At 63.9% G+C, this 16,349-nt stretch carries 14 protein-coding genes; 9 read left to right on the top strand and 5 right to left on the bottom strand.

The genetic code is table 11. The annotated features are described in order from the left end of the window. Positions 1 to 49: 49 nt before the first annotated feature. Positions 50 to 2,461: a DUF3772 domain-containing protein gene (locus tag N805_RS18645; RefSeq protein WP_019471003.1), complete on the top strand. Its 2,412-nt coding sequence runs from the start codon at positions 50 to 52 to the stop codon at positions 2,459 to 2,461. A gap of 28 nt (positions 2,462 to 2,489) precedes the next feature. Here the strand turns inward: N805_RS18645 and N805_RS18640 are convergent, their stop codons facing one another. The 5 genes from N805_RS18640 to N805_RS30560 all read right to left on the bottom strand — a co-directional run bounded on the left by N805_RS18640 (position 2,490) and on the right by N805_RS30560 (position 7,532). Then, a complete protein-coding gene (locus tag N805_RS18640) occupies positions 2,490 to 3,707 on the bottom strand; it encodes a DUF3422 domain-containing protein (RefSeq protein WP_019471002.1) in 1,218 nt (405 codons plus the stop codon). A gap of 217 nt (positions 3,708 to 3,924) precedes the next feature. After that, the gene (locus N805_RS18635; protein WP_019471001.1) at positions 3,925 to 5,355 is read right to left on the bottom strand and encodes an aldehyde dehydrogenase family protein; all 1,431 of its coding nucleotides are present in this window, start codon (positions 5,353 to 5,355) and stop codon (positions 3,925 to 3,927) included. Positions 5,356 to 5,368: 13 nt separating this feature from the next. Further along, positions 5,369 to 6,868 (bottom strand): purine-cytosine permease family protein, encoded by a 1,500-nt coding sequence (locus N805_RS18630; RefSeq protein WP_019471000.1) that lies wholly within the window; start codon positions 6,866 to 6,868, stop codon positions 5,369 to 5,371. 93 nt (positions 6,869 to 6,961) lie between these two features. Next, a complete protein-coding gene (locus N805_RS18625; RefSeq protein WP_019470999.1) occupies positions 6,962 to 7,351 on the bottom strand; it encodes a YybH family protein in 390 nt (129 codons plus the stop codon). Positions 7,352 to 7,376: 25 nt separating this feature from the next. After that, positions 7,377 to 7,532 carry a hypothetical protein gene (locus tag N805_RS30560; protein ID WP_155412700.1) on the bottom strand — a complete coding sequence of 52 codons (156 nt, stop codon included), beginning with the start codon at positions 7,530 to 7,532 and terminating at the stop codon, positions 7,377 to 7,379. Between the two features lie 49 nt (positions 7,533 to 7,581). On the opposite strand from N805_RS30560, the gene N805_RS18620 reads away from it, so the two are divergent. The 8 genes from N805_RS18620 (at position 7,582) to N805_RS18585 (ending at position 16,336) form a co-directional block, all read left to right on the top strand. Next, positions 7,582 to 8,571, top strand: a complete 990-nt coding sequence (locus tag N805_RS18620; protein ID WP_026034410.1) for a Fic family protein — start codon at positions 7,582 to 7,584, stop codon at positions 8,569 to 8,571. A gap of 248 nt (positions 8,572 to 8,819) precedes the next feature. Beyond that, the gene (ycaC, locus tag N805_RS18615; RefSeq protein WP_019470997.1) at positions 8,820 to 9,440 is read left to right on the top strand and encodes an isochorismate family cysteine hydrolase YcaC; all 621 of its coding nucleotides are present in this window, start codon (positions 8,820 to 8,822) and stop codon (positions 9,438 to 9,440) included. 93 nt (positions 9,441 to 9,533) lie between these two features. Beyond that, on the top strand, positions 9,534 to 10,352 hold the full coding sequence (ppk2, locus tag N805_RS18610; RefSeq protein ID WP_016501519.1) for a polyphosphate kinase 2: 819 nt from the start codon (positions 9,534 to 9,536) through the stop codon (positions 10,350 to 10,352). A gap of 36 nt (positions 10,353 to 10,388) precedes the next feature. Further along, positions 10,389 to 11,585: a monovalent cation:proton antiporter-2 (CPA2) family protein gene (locus tag N805_RS18605; RefSeq protein WP_019470996.1), complete on the top strand. Its 1,197-nt coding sequence runs from the start codon at positions 10,389 to 10,391 to the stop codon at positions 11,583 to 11,585. A 38-nt stretch (positions 11,586 to 11,623) separates the two neighbouring features. Then, positions 11,624 to 12,721: an AI-2E family transporter gene (locus N805_RS18600; protein WP_019470995.1), complete on the top strand. Its 1,098-nt coding sequence runs from the start codon at positions 11,624 to 11,626 to the stop codon at positions 12,719 to 12,721. Between the two features lie 3 nt (positions 12,722 to 12,724). Next, positions 12,725 to 14,239, top strand: a complete 1,515-nt coding sequence (locus N805_RS18595; protein WP_019470994.1) for an efflux transporter outer membrane subunit — start codon at positions 12,725 to 12,727, stop codon at positions 14,237 to 14,239. Continuing rightward, a complete protein-coding gene (locus N805_RS18590; protein WP_019470993.1) occupies positions 14,236 to 15,324 on the top strand; it encodes an HlyD family secretion protein in 1,089 nt (362 codons plus the stop codon). The genes N805_RS18595 and N805_RS18590 overlap by 4 nt, the downstream gene beginning before the upstream one ends. After that, positions 15,314 to 16,336 carry a DUF2955 domain-containing protein gene (locus tag N805_RS18585; protein WP_019470992.1) on the top strand — a complete coding sequence of 341 codons (1,023 nt, stop codon included), beginning with the start codon at positions 15,314 to 15,316 and terminating at the stop codon, positions 16,334 to 16,336. The genes N805_RS18590 and N805_RS18585 overlap by 11 nt, the downstream gene beginning before the upstream one ends. Positions 16,337 to 16,349: the final 13 nt, after the last annotated feature.

Genomic DNA, 16,349 nt, shown 5'->3' with positions numbered 1-16,349 from the left:
AAGCCGCGTAGAATCCCCCGCCAAATCGAGTTGTAAAGAGGATACTTCGATGAGGCGTGTCAGCCTTGCCCGTTATTGCCCAGGCCTGATGGTCCTGCTGGCCCTGATGCTGGCCATTGCCAGCCCGGCCTGGTCGGCGCCGGCCACGCCATTGTCCAATCTGGCGGCTGCCGAAGCGCCAGCGCTGGATGAAAACGCCAGCATCGAACAGCTGAGCGACCGGCTGGACCTGATCCGCCAGGGCGTCACCAGCGAGGCCAACGACGACTTGCTGTCGCAGTTGCGCCTGGCGGCGATGCAGGTTCAGCGCCAGGCTGATGCATTGAGTGCACAGCGCACCGCCGACATAGAAAAGCTCGAGGACAAGCTCAAGGTCATCGGCCCGGTGCAGCCGGACGAGGCCGCCACCCTGACCCAGCAGCGCAAAGCGCTGGAGGCCGAGAAAAAAGCGCTGGTAGCCCAGCAGGACCAGGCCACCAAGCTGAATCAGTCGGCCCGCGACCTTTCCACGCAAATCGTCAACCTGCGCCGTAGCCAGTTCAACTCGCAAATTACCAGCCGTGCGGCCTCGCCACTGACCCCGGCGTTCTGGCAGAGCATCATCCGCCCCACCCAGGACGACGTGGCGCGTCTGCGTGACCTGCGCGGCGAGGCGGCTGACGCTATCGGCAGTGCCTTCAGCGCCGAAAACCGCTGGCTGTTCATTGCCAGCCTGGTGGCGGCGGTTCTGGTCTGGACCTTGGTGCGGCGCGTGCTCGAGCGCCTGCTGGCCAGTGCCATGGTCGGCTGGTTGCCCGAAGGCCGCTTGCGCCGCAGCGCCTTGGCCCTGGGCGTCAGCCTGGCAACCCTGGGTACCATTGCCGGTTCTGTATCGCTGCTGCGCTGGGGGCTGGAGAGCAGCGCCGAGCTGGGCTCGGATATCGCTAGCCTGGTCAACCACATTCTCACCCTGGTGGTGTTCAGCGCCTTCATCACCGGCCTGGGCCGCGCCATGCTGATGCTGCAGCGTCCGTCCTGGCGCCTGCCGTCGATCCATGACGAAGTGGCCAGTGCGCTCGGTTGGTTCCCCAAGGTACTGGCCTTGGCGCTGATGGTGATGATGACCCTGGAGCGCATCAACAGCGTCATCGGCGCCAGCCTGGCGCTGACCGTGGCGGTCAATGGCCTCACCGCGCTGGTCGTGGCATTCATCTTTGCCGGCGCGCTGCTGCGTTATCGCCGAACCTTGCGCAAGCATGACCTGGAGCGCCCCACGGGCCTCGCCGGGCTTATCCCGTTCGTGATGGTCATCTGGCTGACGCTGATCTTGCTGGCTCTGCTCGCCGGCTACCTGACGCTCGCGTACTTCCTCACCGCCAAATTGCTGTGGGTCAGCCTGGTGGTCACTTGTGCCTACCTGCTGACCACCTTCTTCGGTGACCTGTGCGAAACCTTGCTGTCGCCACGTCAGCCAGGTGGCTTGGCGCTGGCCTCCACCTTGGGCCTGGCGCCTCGCCACCAGGCGCAGGCCAGCACCATCCTGGCCGGCATCGGCCGCACCATCGTGCTGTTTCTGGCGCTGCTGCTGACGCTGATGCCGTCGGGCACCAGCCCCAGCGAGCTGCTGATGAGCCTGGGCGACTGGGACGGCACCGGCGGCAAGCTGCTTGGCAACCTCAACATCGTGCCGCAGGACATCCTGCTGGCCCTGGCGATTTTCTTCGGCGGCCTGTTCGCCATTCGCGTGGTCAAGCGCTGGCTGAGTGATCGCCTGCTGCCGGAAACCGACATGGACGCCGGCATGCGGGCCTCGCTGGTGACCCTGGTGGGTTACCTGGGCTTCCTGTTCCTGGCCATGCTGGTCATGTCGACCCTGCGCATCAACCTCACCAGCCTCACCTGGGTAGTCAGTGCCCTGTCGGTGGGTATCGGTTTTGGCTTGCAGCAGATCGTGCAAAACTTCATCTCCGGCCTGATCCTGCTCACCGAGCGCCCCGTCAAGGTGGGTGACTGGGTCAGCTTGGCGGGTGTCGAGGGTGATATCCGCCGCATCAATGTGCGCGCCACCGAAATCCAGATGTCCGACCGCTCGACGGTGATCGTGCCCAATTCGCAGTTCATTTCGCAGAACGTGCGCAACGTGACCATGGGCAATGCGCTGGGCGTGGTCGGCATTACCCTGACCTTGCCCTTGGAGACCGATGCCAACCGGGTACGCGAACTGTTGTTGGCGGCGTACCACGAGCATGAGGCGATTCTGGATGCGCCCGCCACTTCGGTGTCGTTCAAGGACCTGACTGCCAGTGGCATGGTGATTGGCGTCAGTGGTTACGTGGCGGGGCCGCGGCAGGTATCAGGTACCCGTAGCGACCTGCTGTTCACCATTCTTGGGCGGCTGCGTGATGAAGGCATTCCGCTGTCTTCGCCGCAGAGCATGGTGCTGGTGCAAGAGGGTACGCGCCCCGCTGACGAGTCGGTGTAAAGAGCGGGGGCGCATAGCGCCCCCGAATTCAATGCTGCTTGGCCTGCTTGATCCGCAGCAGAATCACCAACAACACCAGCAGCACCGGCGGCGCCATGGCCAGCAATCCATCGCGCGCCGTCAGCCCCAACCCCAGCACATTCAGCCCGCCATACAGCAGCTTGAACAAATTCAGCAGGTAGTAGGTGATGGCAATGATCGACAGCCCCTCTACCGCCCGCTGGATCTTCACCTGGGCATCAGCGCGTGCATTGAGGCTGCGCAGGATCTCGGCGTTCTGTTCTTCCATCTCTACCTGCACCCGCGCCTGCAACAGGTCGCCCAGGTTTGCCACGTTCTTCGCCAGTTGCTCCAGCCGCTGCTCGGTAGCCGCGCAATAGCGCACAGTCGGTTTGAACCGACGCTCGATGAACACCCCCAGACGCTGGCAGTCGCCTACATGGCTTTCGCGCAGCTCGCCCAAGCGTTCGAACACCAGTTGCGCATAGGCCTGTGTGGCGCCGAAGCGGTGGCGGGTCTTTACCGTGTGGCTGACCACCTGGCGTGACAAGTGGGCAATGGCGTCCAGCAGCCCTTTGGAGTCATGGCCGTCCCCCCCGGCACTGCGCTCCGAGAGGCTGACCAAAGTCTTGTCGAAAGTGTCCAGTTCGTGGCTCAGGGCCTTGGCCGTGGCCAAGGTCAGCGAGGCCATCATGCGGTAGGTCTCGATTTCGAGCAGGCGGCGGATCATGCGGCCCTGTCGATAGGCATTGAGGCGGCGATTGATGAACAGGAAGCGGTTGGTGCCATCTTCTGTCAGGCGGAAATCGCTCCACACCACCGCATCGCCCCCGCCAACGCACGAGCCGCACGGGTCTTTGAAACCATAGCGAGGCAGGTCCAGCCCCTGTTCGTCACGCACCAGCACCTGCACTGCATTGATTACCTGCGCTGCCTGCGGGGCAATCGCCTCGGCCAGCACCGGCGGCAGGGGCTGCCATTCAGTCCCGGTGTTACTGCAGGGCACCACCAGTGTCAGGGTGAAGAACTCGGTGTGGCGTTCCCACTTGAACGGGTGGCCATCCAGGCGGGTGATGCCCTGGGCGGCAGCGGTGTCCGGGGCCTCCGGGCAGCAGCGTTGCAGCAGCGCTGCACAGGCAGCATCACCGCCGAGCAAGGCCAGGTGGAAGACATGCGCCGGGCCGTCGAAGTACAGCGACGGGCGGGCGTGCAATTCGTTGTGCAAGGCGGTGCGTTGAGGGTGCATGGGTGGTCCGGCCTGGTGTTGTGATTGTTGGGGTACCAGGAAGTGGGACTTTGCAGCGGGCGGGGAAAGTCACGCGGGGCGGAGTTTTGTTCTACCTGTGCCGGCCTCTTCGCGGGTGAACCCGCTCCCACAGGTTCAGTGCAATCTTCAAGGACAGCACCGTACTTGTGGGAGCGGGTTTACCCGCGAATGGGCCGCAACGCGGCCCCTTGCGATATCAGCCGAGGCAACGCGTCACATGCTTGACCGATTGGTAGGCCGACAACCCCCAAGGCCCCAGTTCACGGCCGATGCCGCTACCCTTGGTACCGCCCCACGAGGTTTCGACGAACACCGCCTGCACCGAGTTGATCCACACATGGCCAACCTCCAGCGCATCGGCCACGCGCTCGGCGCGGTCCAAATCGGCAGAGCACACTGTCGCGACCAGCCCGAAGCGGCTGTCGTTGGCCTCGGCAATCGCCTGCTCTTCACTGGCAAACCGGCGTGCGCACAGCACCGGGCCAAAGATTTCCTCGGTCCACAGGCGGCTGTGTTTCGGCACATCGGTATACAGCGTAGGGCTGACGAACCAGCCGTCACGGTCAAGCGCCTTGCCACCGGCCAGGCACTGCAAGCCTTCCTCGCGCGCCGTGGCAAAGTAGCCGGCCACCTTCAGCCACTGCGCCTGGCTGGTCAGCGGGCCCATGTCGACCTCTTCGGTCAACGGGTTGCCAATCCGCAGGTTGTCCAGTGCCGCCTGCAAGCGCGGCAGCAGCGCATCGGCAATACCGTCCTGCACCAGCAGCCGCGAGGTGGCCGAACACATCTGCCCGGCATTCCAGCTGATGCCGGCGACAATCCACTCGACCGCCTGATCGACATCGCAATCGTCAAACACCACGATGGCCGACTTGCCGCCCAGCTCCAGCGTCACCGGCCGGCACTGTGCCGACGCGCTGCGCATTACCTGGCTGCCGACGCTGTTGCTGCCGGTGAACGACAGTTTGTCCAGGCCGTTGTGGTTGCTCAGTGCGGCGCCAGTCTCGGCCTTGCCGTTGACGATGTTCAGCACCCCGGCCGGCAGGCCCAGAGCGTCGGCGATCTGGCCGTAGGCCTGTTCGATCAGCGGGGTGACTTCCGACGGCTTGAGCACCACGGTGCAGCCGGCAGCCAGCGCCGGGGCTAGCTTCCAGGCGCTGGTCACCAGCGGGAAGTTCCACGGCACGATCAGGCCGACCACACCCACCGGCTCAAGGCGAGTGCGCGCGGTGAAGCCTGGGGCGGCCAGTGGCACGTCGCGATTCTTCGCAGGCAGTTGCTCGGCCAGCTCGGCGTAGTAGCCGAAGGTGGCGATGGCGTCGTCCAGATCGATCTCGGCTTCGTGTCGCGGCTTGCCGTTGTTGCGCATTTGCAAGGCGATCAGCGCTTCGCGGCGTTGCCCGAGCTGTTCGGCAAAGCCGCGCAGGTAGGCCGCGCGTTCGCTGGCGCTGGTGCTTTTCCAGGCGGGCAGGGCGCTGCGGGCCGCGGTTACGGCCTGGTCGACCTGGGCCACGCTGGCAGCCATGAACTCGGCGAACGGTTGCCCCAGCGCAGGGTCGTTGACGCTGATGCAGTCGCTGCCTTGGCCTTCGACCCAGCGGCCGGCGATGTAGTGGGAATTGGTCATGGTCGGTTTCCAGTCAGGCCATTTCGGCAGTGGTCACAGGCGTGTGCGCGGTGCTTTTGCAACGCACCCAACGCGGGCCCCGGGGGCCATACACGCCAGCAGGTTCAGGGAACAAGTTGAGCAGCAGCAGGTACAACACGCCTGCCAGCCCCAGGGTGACCGGCAGGCTCAGGTCGATGCCGCCAGCCAGGTCACCCAGCGGGCCGACGAACTGCCCCGGCAGGTTGACGAAACACAGGCCGACCGCCGCGCTGGGGAGCCACGCCCCCATGCCGCGCCAGTTCCAGCCATGCAGGAACCAGTAATGGCCGCCACGCTGGCCGCGGGTGAATACCTGCAGGTCATCGGCGTGGTAGAAGCCGCGGCGAGTGATCAGGCCGAGGATCATGATCACCATCCACGGGCTGGTGCAGGTGATGATGAGTACCGCAAAGGTTGACACGCTCTGCACCAGGTTGAAGGTGAAACGGCCGACGAAGATGAAGCCGATCGCCAGCACACCGATCAGCAGCGTGGCGCCGGCGCGGCTGAGCAGGCGCGGGAACACGCTGGACATGTCCAGGCCGGTGCCATATAGCGCAGTGGTGCCGGTGGACATGCCGCCGATCACCGCAATCAGGCACACCGGCAGGAAGAACCAGCTTGGCGCCACCGCCAGCAGGCCACCCACATAGTTGTTGGCGGCGATGTAGTCCGGTGCCTGGGTCGCTACCAAGGTGGCGGTGCACAGGCCGAACAGGAACGGAATCAGCGTTGCGCCCTGGGCGGCAATTACTGCCAGCATGATGCGCGTCTTGGGTGTCGCACGCGGGATATAGCGCGACCAGTCGCCCAGGAAGGCGCCAAACGACACCGGGTTGCTCATGGCCAGGATCGCTGCGCCGACGAACGCCGCCCAGAAGCCCGCCTGGCCGTGGTTGACGCTACCTGCGTAGCCGGCATCGAACGGCCCGGCAAAGGCAACGATGCCCAGCAGGAACAGCAGGCTCGAAGCCCACACGGCAATCTTGTTGACCCACAGCATGAAGCGGAAGCCGAAGATGCACACCACCAGCACCAGCACCGCGAACAGGCCGTAGGCCAGGCCCAGGGTGAGGTCGGTTTCCGGCAGGCCGGCCAGGCGCTTGGCGCCGCCGACCAGGGCATCGCCCGAGCTCCACACCGACAGCGAGAAGAACGCCACCGCCGTGAGCAGCGACAGGAACGAGCCGACGATACGCCCGTGCACGCCAAAGTGTGCGCCCGACGACACGGCGTTGTTGGTGCCGTTAAGCGCACCGAACAACCCCATCGGCGCAAGAATCAGCGCGCCCACGCCAACGCCGAGCAGAATGGCCCACACGCCCGCCTGGAACGACAGGCCGAACAGCACGGGGAAGCTGCCCAGCACGGCGGTGGCGAAGGTATTGGCACCGCCGAAAATCAGGCGAAACAGGTCCAGCGGGGAGGCGTCGCGTTGATCATCAGGGATCTGTTCGACGCCGTTGGTCTCGATACCGGTCGAGTGGCTCATGGTGATGCTCCAGCGCGGTTGTTGTGGGCCTGCGCGTGCGCGGGCCTTCTTGTGGGTGCGATGGCAGGGCGGCAGGGCCGCGTAAAAAGATGTTCAGGCCGGCGACACGACCGACAGGTGCTCGTGGCAGGCCAGCCACTGGTCACCCTGGCGGCGGAAGACGATGGTCTCGCGCTCGCTCAACTGGTGTTCTTCGCCGGCGATGCGGATAGACGTGGCCACGTCGTGCATGAAGATCGCCACGTCACCTTGCAGGCTCACGTGGGCATTGCCCGACTCGCAGGCAAGCACGGCAAAACCATCGGCCTGCCACTGCGCCCAGAGGTCTTCGTAGGCACGGCGCGACAGCAGCGGTTGCGGCAAGGTGTGGAAGAGGAACGTGGCGTCTTCGCTGAAGCAGGCGAAATAGCGGGCGGTGTCGTTGCTGGCGAACGCGGCAACGAGGTCGGCGGCGGCTTGGCGCACCTGAAGGGTCTGGTCCACGGGAGTGGCCTCACGGTTTTTGTGATTATGGTGAAGCGATTCTGGTGGTGGTTGAAGAGGGGACAAATCGCTGGAGGCAAATAATCAGTTCAGGAATTTGTGAAGTGATGGCAATGCTTCCTTTACCCTCGCGTAACGTGTCGATTAAGGTGTCTGCAGCTGTGGCATCCAGCATTTCCACGATCCCTTCCATGGCCGGCGTCGTTCACCACCCCTTCAGGTTGCAGGCAATGAGCAATTACCAACCACCGCTGACGGTGACCCCCCGGATTCTGGCTCTGGTTGCCGAAGTCAGTGAGCAAGTGGGGTTATTGACTGCCTATCGCAATGCAGCGCTTACGCCGCAACTTCGGCGAGGGAACCGGATTCGTACCATTCAGGCGTCGCTTGCCATTGAAAACAACACCCTGAGCGTCGAGCAGGTAACCGCGCTGCTGGATGGCAAGCGTGTTCTAGGTCTGCCGCGTGAAATTCAGGAGGTCCGCAATGCATTTGCTACCTACGATGCGATGCCTGACTGGCGTGCCGAGTCCCCGAGCGACCTGCTTGCCGCGCATGGGATGCTGATGCATGGCCTGATAGACGACGCTGGGCGTTACCGGCGCGGTGGAGTGGGCATTTATCGGGGTTCTCGCCTGTTACATATGGCACCACCGGCCAGCCGGGTGGCGACACTGGTGCACGATTTATTGGATTGGCTCTCGAACAACGATTGGCATCCGCTGATTACCAGCTGTGTATTCCACTACGAATTCGAATTCATCCACCCGTTTGCTGACGGCAACGGGCGCATGGGACGGCTATGGCAAACCCTTCTGCTTAGCCGGTGGCGACCAGCGATGGCCTACCTGCCGGTCGAAACCGTTATCCGTGAGCAGCAGGACGCTTACTACGCAGCGCTGGCTGCGGCTGACCAGGCTGCTGAAGCTACCCCGTTTGTCGAGTACATGCTTGAAGCGTTGCTAAGTGCGCTTGTAGAAGCCAAAGAGAGCGACCAAGTAACCGACCAAGTAACCGACCAAGTAGCGAATCTTCTCAAGGTGCTGCCCGCTGGTGTTGCTTTGAAGACAAGTGATCTCATGCATCAGCTGGGTCTCTCGCACCGTGCCACATTCCGTAAGAGTTATTTGCACCCGGCCTTGGCTGCTGGCTTGATCGAAATGACAGATCCCGATTCACCTCGCAGTCCCAAGCAGCAGTATCGTCGGGTCGCCAAATAGGCTACGTCCCGCTCCCATTGAGATCTGCCTCAGTTATCCAACTGTCATCTCACAGCAGCGAATGTTCAGCCACATTTCTGCCATCTCCCCGTGCCTGATGCCCAAGGAAGACACAGTACCTTGTGGGAGCTGGCTTGCCGGCGATGAGGCCGGTACAGGCAACAACAAGCGAACCGACTGACGGTCTGTCCCACCCTTGATCCTTGCCTACGCTGATACTCCCAACCCGCTGAAGCAAGGAGTTCACCGTGACCTTCCAATACAAGCGTCTGGACAAGAACAACGCCGCCGTCCTGCTGGTCGACCACCAGGCCGGTCTGCTCTCGCTGGTAAGGGATATCGACCCCGACCGTTTCAAGAACAACGTACTGGCGCTGGCCGACCTGGCCAAGTACTTCAAGTTGCCGACCATTCTCACCACCAGCTTCGAGACCGGCCCCAACGGCCCGCTGGTGCCGGAGCTGAAAGAGCAGTTCCCTGACGCCCCCTACATCGCACGCCCCGGCAACATCAACGCCTGGGACAACGAAGATTTCGTCAAAGCGGTAAAAGCCACTGGCAAGAAGCAGCTGCTGATCGCTGGTGTGGTCACCGAGGTGTGCGTGGCCTTCCCGGCCTTGTCGGCGCTGGAGGAGGGCTTTGAGGTGTTCGTCGTCACCGACGCCTCTGGCACCTTCAATGAACTGACCCGTGACTCGGCGTGGCGGCGCATGGAGGCCGCCGGGGGGCAGCTGATGACCTGGTTTGGCGTGGCCTGCGAGCTGCACCGGGACTGGCGTAACGACGTCGAGGGGTTGGGTACCCTGTTCTCCAACCATATCCCGGACTACCGCAACCTGATGACCAGTTACAACAAGCTGGCCAAATAGTACCTCTTCGGGGCTGCACGCAGCCCCGCCTCGAAGCGGCAAACCGTCATGAATCGACCATACTGACTCTTCATTCGCCTTCAGGAGAGTGTCATGTCGAAGCCGTCCAGGAAGAAACCCACCCAGGAACAGCCAGAAAAACTGGGCGGCAAGGCGTACGAGAAAGCGCTCAAGCACCTGCATGTGGAGCTGGTGAAGTTGCAGGAGTGGGTGGTGGCCAAGGGGCTGAAGGTATGCATCGTCTTCGAAGGCCGCGATGGCGCCGGCAAGGGCGGCACCATCAAGGCCATTACCGAGCGCGTCAGCCCGCGGGTGTTTCGCGTGGTGGCGCTGCCGGCACCGACCGAGCGGGAAAAAACCCAGATGTACCTGCAGCGCTACCTGGGGCATTTGCCCGCAGCGGGCGAGGTGGTGATCTTCGATCGCAGCTGGTACAACCGTGCGGGCGTCGAGCGGGTAATGGGCTTTTGCTCCGACGAACTCGTCGACAAGTTCCTCACCGGTGTGCCCGTGTTCGAAAAGGTCATGGTCGAGTCGGGGATCATCCTCATCAAGTACTGGCTCGAGGTCAGCGCCGAGGAGCAGACCCTCCGCCTGCAGGATCGCATCAACGATGGCCGCAAGCTGTGGAAGCTTTCGCCCATGGACCTCAAGTCGTATACCCGCTGGGATGACTACACCCAGGCGCGTGACGACATGTTCGCCGCGTCGGATACCGCCTGGGCGCCGTGGTTCATGGCCCATTCCAACGATAAACGCCGCGCCCGGCTGAACATCATCAGCCATTTGCTCAGCCGGATTCCGTACAAGGACATCACCCGTGACCAGGTGGTGAAGCTGCCCAAGCGCGGCAAGATCGGCAAGTACAAGGCTGTGGCCTACCCGTTCAAGGTCGTCGAAGAACGCTTCTGAACCCCTTCCTGCGGGGAGCTGCGAGGGTAAGAGCTCATGCCACATGACGGCAGCCTGTTGCAGGCGACGGTGGTGTTCCTGTTGGCCGTGGTGCTTCTGGTGCCACTGGCGCAGCGTTTGCGGATGGGCGCTGTGCCTGGGTATCTGCTGGCCGGCATGCTCATCGGGCCCTCGGTGCTCGGCCTGCTGAACAACCCCGATAACGTGGCGCGTCTGTCAGAGATGGGCGTGGTGATGCTGCTGTTCGTCATTGGCCTGGAGCTATCGCCCCGGCGCTTGTGGACCATGCGCCGGGCGCTGTTCGGTGTGGGTACGCTGCAAGTGGGGCTGACCGCCGTGGTGCTTGGGCTGCTGGCCTATTGGCTGTTCGACCAGTCCAGGCCGGCTGCCATCGTGCTCGGCGTAGGCCTGGCGCTGTCTTCCACTGCCTTTGGCTTGCAGGTACTGGCCGAGCGCAAGGACCTTGGCAAGCCGCATGGCCGCCTGGCCGTGGCCATCCTGCTGTTCCAGGACATCGCCGCCATTCCCTTGATTGCCGTTGTGCCGCTGCTCGGTGGCAATGTCAGCACCGCCGACGAAGGGGCCTGGCCGTTGCTGGCTGTGGCTGCGGGCATTGGTGTGCTGATTATCTTTGGTCGCTATCTGTTGACCCCGGTGTTCAAGTGGACGGTGGGTTCGGGGCTGCCTGAGCTGTCCACCGCCACGGCCTTGCTGGTGGTGCTGGGTACCGCCTGGTTGATGGAGCACATAGGCGTGTCGATGGCGCTAGGGGCATTTCTGGCCGGCGTGCTGATGGCCGAGTCGCCGTTTCGCCACGAGCTGGAAACCCAGGTCGAACCGATCAAGGGCTTGCTGCTGGGGCTGTTTTTCGTGGGCGTGGGGATGAGCGCCGACCTGCACCTGCTGTTGGGCATGCCGCTGGCGGTGTTGGGGCTGACGCTGCTGCTGGTGAGCATCAAGCTGCCGTTGCTGTATGGCCTGGGGCGCATGGCCGGTGGCCTGAACCCGTCCCAGGCGTTGTGCCTGGGCGTGGTGCTGGCCTCTGGGGGCGAGTTCGCCTTCGTGGTGTTCAAGCTGGCGCGGGACCATCAGGTGTTGTCGCCACAGGTGCATGACTTGCTGGTACTGGCCATCACCCTGTCGATGGCCGTGGTGCCGTTGGTGATGATGGCTTTGGCGCGGCGGCTGCGCGACGTCCCCCCCGCGCAGGCAACCCCGGAAACGGACCCCTGAATCGAGACACACGCGAACTGAATGTTCGGAGGTGCAGCATGCAACCGGGTATCAAGCTGGACAGTGCGCTGTCGCGGGGCTTGCTCGATGTGTTGATCAAGGCTGGCCTGGTGGCTGCCTTGGTGATATTCGCGTTCGAGGTGTTCCAGCCGTTCCTTGAGCTGATGCTGTGGGCGGTGATCCTGGCGGTTACCTTGTACCCGTTGCATTGCCGCCTTCAGCGCCGTACCGGGCTCAAGCATGGCTATGCGGCGACGCTGGTGGTGCTACTGGTATTGGTGGTGCTGCTGGTGCCGATCTACCTGGTGGTAATGTCCATCGGCGAGTCGGTGGACAGCCTGGTGACGTTGCTCAAGAGCGGGGCCTGGAGCGTGCCGACGCCACCTGAGTCTGTGGCCGCCTGGCCACTGATCGGGCCGAAGGTGCATGCGCTATGGTTGGCGGCCTCCGAAAACATGGCCAGCGTACTGAATCAGTGGATGCCGCAAATCAAGGGTGCCGGGCTTACGGTGTTAGGCGCTGCGGCCAGCGCCGGTGCGGCCTTTTTTCTGTTCATCGGTGCGATCATCATTTCCGGAGTCATCATGGCCTTCGGTGACCGCGGTGAAGTCGCCGCGCAGCGTATCGCCATGCGGGTATCGGGCGAAGAGCGCGGCAAACCTTTGGCCAAGTTGTGTACCGCCACCATTCGCGCGGTGGCGCAGGGCGTGATCGGCATCGCCTTCATCCAGATGCTGCTGATCGGGGTTGGCTTTGTGATCAAAGGTGTGCCCGGGGCCGGCATGCTGGCCATCGTCATCCTCATGCTGGGCATTGCCCAGGCACCCGCCACCCTGGTCACGCTGCCGGTGATCATCTACGTGTTCAACGTCGAAGGCTTCACTGTGGCCACCATCATCTTTGCCATCTACACCTTTGTCGCCGGGCTGGCCGACAACGTGCTCAAACCACTGCTGCTGGGGCGCGGGGTGGACGTACCGATGCCGGTGGTGCTGATTGGAGCACTGGGTGGCATGGTGGTCAAAGGCATCATTGGCTTGTTCATCGGCCCGGTGATCCTTGGTGTGACCTACGTGTTGTTCTGGCAATGGGTAGCGCTGCAGGTGCCGGAGCAACCGGCACCCCCTGCTGCTTGAACCATGCCCAACCACTGCTATGGCCTAGGGTTGCTGATGGTGCTGGCCGGCTGCACCCAGGTCGGCCCGGATTTCGAAAAGCCCCAACACCCGTGGCTGGACGGCTGGAGCACGCCATTGCTGGAGCAGGCAGGGCGCAGCGCCGCAACACCCGACCTGCGCCAGTGGTGGGCGGTATTCGCCGACCCGAAGCTGGATGCGCTGATTGCCGAGGCCGATGCCAACAACACCAACCTGCGCGTGGCTGGCCTGCGCATTGCTGAAGCCCGTGCCCAGTTGGCCATCGTGCAGACCGGGCGTTATCCACAGCTGCAGCAGCTGAGTGCGCAGAGCCTGTACCTGAAGCAGAACCAGTCCGGCACTGCCACTGCGCGCGACTCGGTGTTCTGGCAATCCAGTGTCGGCTTCGACATTGGCTGGGAAATCGACTTCTGGGGCCGCTTCAGTCGCGCCATCGAAAGCGCCGATGCCCTGTACTTCGCCTCTCAGTCCAACTATGCCGACGCCATGCTGCTGCTGCGTGCACAAGTGGCCGACACCTACTTTGCCCTGCGTACTGCGGAGGCGCGGCTGGCTATCGCGCAAGAGAACGGCAAGCGCCAGGCGCGCAGCCTGGAGATCACCGAACGGTTGTTCCGCCATGGCGAAAATGACGAACTCGACTGGCAGCAAGCGCGCACTCAATACCTGGCAACCCTGGCCACCATCCCCGAATTCGAGAACCAGCTCAACGCCCTGCGTAACGTGCTGTGCTCGTTGCTGGGCCGCCCACCCGGGCCGCTGCCGCAGCTGGAGCCCGGCCATGGCCAGCTGCCGCTGCCAGACCGCGCAGTGTTGCAGGGCGTACCTGCCAGCCTGCTGCAGCGCCGCCCGGATATCCGCGCCGCCGAGCAGGCAGTGGCGGCGCAATCGGCGTTGGTCGGCGTGGCCGAGGCGGATCTTTATCCACAGCTGAGCCTGCTGGGCAGCATCGGCTGGAGCTTCGTCTCGGCCAGCCACCTGCCCAATACCTTCGACATCGCCGCCGGGCCCAGCCTGATCTGGAACCCGTTGGACTATGGCCGGCGCAAGAATGCCGTGCGGGTAGAAGATGCCCGCTTGCAGCAACTGATCGAGTTGTACCACCAGAGCGTGCGCGAAGCCGCCCGTGAGGCCGACGATGCCGCCAGCGGGCTGGTGCGCTCGCTGCAGAGTGCAACCATTCGCGACCAGGCCTCCCAGGCTGCGCAACGCTCGCTGAACCTGGCCAGCTCGCAGTACCGCGAAGGCTTCGCCGACTTCCAGCGCGTGCTCGACGCCCAGCAACTGCTGTTGCAACAACAGGATGGCTACCTGGTCAGCCGCGGCAACGCCGTCAGCAGCCTGGTGAGCTTGTACAAGGCCTTGGGCGGTGGCTGGGACACCCGCCGCGCACCGATCGACCCGGCCACGCGTCAGCAGATGCAGCAACGCACTGATTGGGGCGACCTGCTCGACCCGCCAGCCCCCACCGCACATGCACAAGGTGAAAGCCAATGAGCGACGCCATGCCCCCGTCAGCCCCTGATCGCGGCATGCGCTGGGTGCTGCTGCTGATCGCCGTGAGCCTGCTCTGGTACCTGTTGGCCGACCGCTTCACGCCATACACCCAGCAGGCCCGCCTGCAGGCCTACGTGGTACCGGTGGCCGCCGAGGTGGCAGGGCAGATCAAGCGCGTGGCGGTAGGCAACAACCAGGAAGTGCGCCAGGGCGATGTGCTGTTCGAACTCGACCAGGAGCAGTACCGCATTGCCTTGGCCCGCGCCGAAGCAGACCTCGATACGGTGCGCCGGCAGATCGGCGCCAGTACCGCTGGCATCGATTCGGCCCAGGCAGCGCTGGTGGCCGCTCAGGCCAACGAGCGCAAGGCGCGGCAGGATGCCGAGCGGCTCAAGCGCCTGATCGATGAGGACCCCGGCACGGTATCGGTGCGCCGCCTGGAAGGCGCCCAGGCCACCCGCGACCAGGCCATCAGCCAGGTGGCAGCGGCCCGTGCCGAAGTGCAGCGCGCCCGCGAGCAGCAGGGCGGGGCACAGGATGACAACGCCCAGCTGCGCAGTGCCGCGGCCAATGTGGAAAAGGCCCGCCTGGACCTTGCTCGTACCGTGGTGCGCGCCGATGCCAACGGGCTCATCACCGACCTGCGCACCGATGTTGGCCACTATGTCGGGGCGGGTAGCCCGATGATGACCCTGATCAGTATCCATGACGTGTGGATAAGTGCCGACATGACCGAGAACAACCTCGGCCGCCTGCGCCCCGACACCCCGGTGCTGGTAGTGCTTGATGCATTGCCCGGCACCGTGTTGAAGGGGCATATCCGCAGCATCGGCTACGGCGTGAGCGTGGGCCAGGGCACCCCGCCGGGCACATTGCCCACCGTGCAGAACAGCCGCGAGTGGCTGCGTTCGGCCCAGCGCTTTCCGGTGATTGTCGAGCTGGAGCGTGATCAGCTGCCGGACAAGCGCGGGCTGCGGGTAGGCGGGCAGGCCGAGGTCATGGCGTTGCCCAGCGAAGGTAACCCGCTGAACCTGCTGGGCCGGCTGTTCATGTGGCTGATGAGCTGGTTGTCCTATGCCTATTGAGTTGCGCCGCTTGCGGGCCCTGCGCCTGGCCTGGGGTGTGGCGCTGTGCCTGGCAGTGAGTTTTGGCATCGGCTTGCCGGTGCCGATCCTGGCACCGGTGTTCGCCGTGCTGTTGCTGGCCATGCGCAGCCAGCCATTGCCTCTGCGAGCGGCGCCGGCCTTGGCGGTGCTGGTACTGCTCGCCTGTGGCAGCGGGCTATTGCTGGTTCCGCTGTTGCGTCACGCGCCGGTGAGCGGGGTATTGCTGGTGGGCGTGGGTGTGTTCCTCACCTTGCGCTACGCGCTGAAGGGCGGCAACGGCCTGCTGGCGAACTTGATGGTGGTCGGCCTGACCATGATCGCGGCCGCCGGCACCAGCGACTTCACCTTGGCGCTGTCGGTGGTCGAAGCGCTGGCCAAAGGCATGCTGCTGGCAGTGCTGGGCACGGCGCTGGCGCATGTGCTGTTTCCCGAACCTGCGGAAGCACCGGCGCAACCGGTACCACCGCTGCCGGGCAGCGAGCATGTCAGCTGGGTGGCATTGCGCGCCACGCTGATCGTGATGCCTGCGTTTCTGCTGGCGTTGATTGCCCCGGACCAGTACATGCCGCTGATCATGAAGGCAGTGAGTGTGGGGCAACAAGCGGGCGAAACCCGCGCGCGGCACGCCAGCCGAGAGCTGATTGGTTCGACCTTGCTTGCCGGTCTGCTGGCGATACTGATGTGGGGCGCGTTGAGCCTGTTCGTGCACCTGTGGATGTTCTTCCTCTGGGTGCTGCTGTTCGTCCTGTGGCAGGCGCGGCGGCTGTATCAGGCGGTGCCCAACCGGCAGAGCCCGGCGTACTGGGTCAGTTGCCTGACCACCATGCTGATCTTGCTGGGGCAGTCGGTGCAGGACAGTGCGGGTGGGCAGGATGTGTACAAGGCCTTTGCGGTGCGCATGGCCTTGTTTCTGGCGGTCTCGGTGTATGCCAGTGCCATGTTGATCTGGATTGACCGGCTTCGGGTTCGGCGTGCGCTGCTTCGCGGGTGAGTCCGCGAAGCAG

This window comes from Pseudomonas putida S13.1.2, assembly GCF_000498395.2.
Lineage (GTDB): Bacteria > Pseudomonadota > Gammaproteobacteria > Pseudomonadales > Pseudomonadaceae > Aquipseudomonas > Aquipseudomonas putida_Q.
The sequence above is the reverse complement of the archived record's forward strand: the minus strand, read 5'-3'. Positions and strand labels throughout refer to the sequence as shown.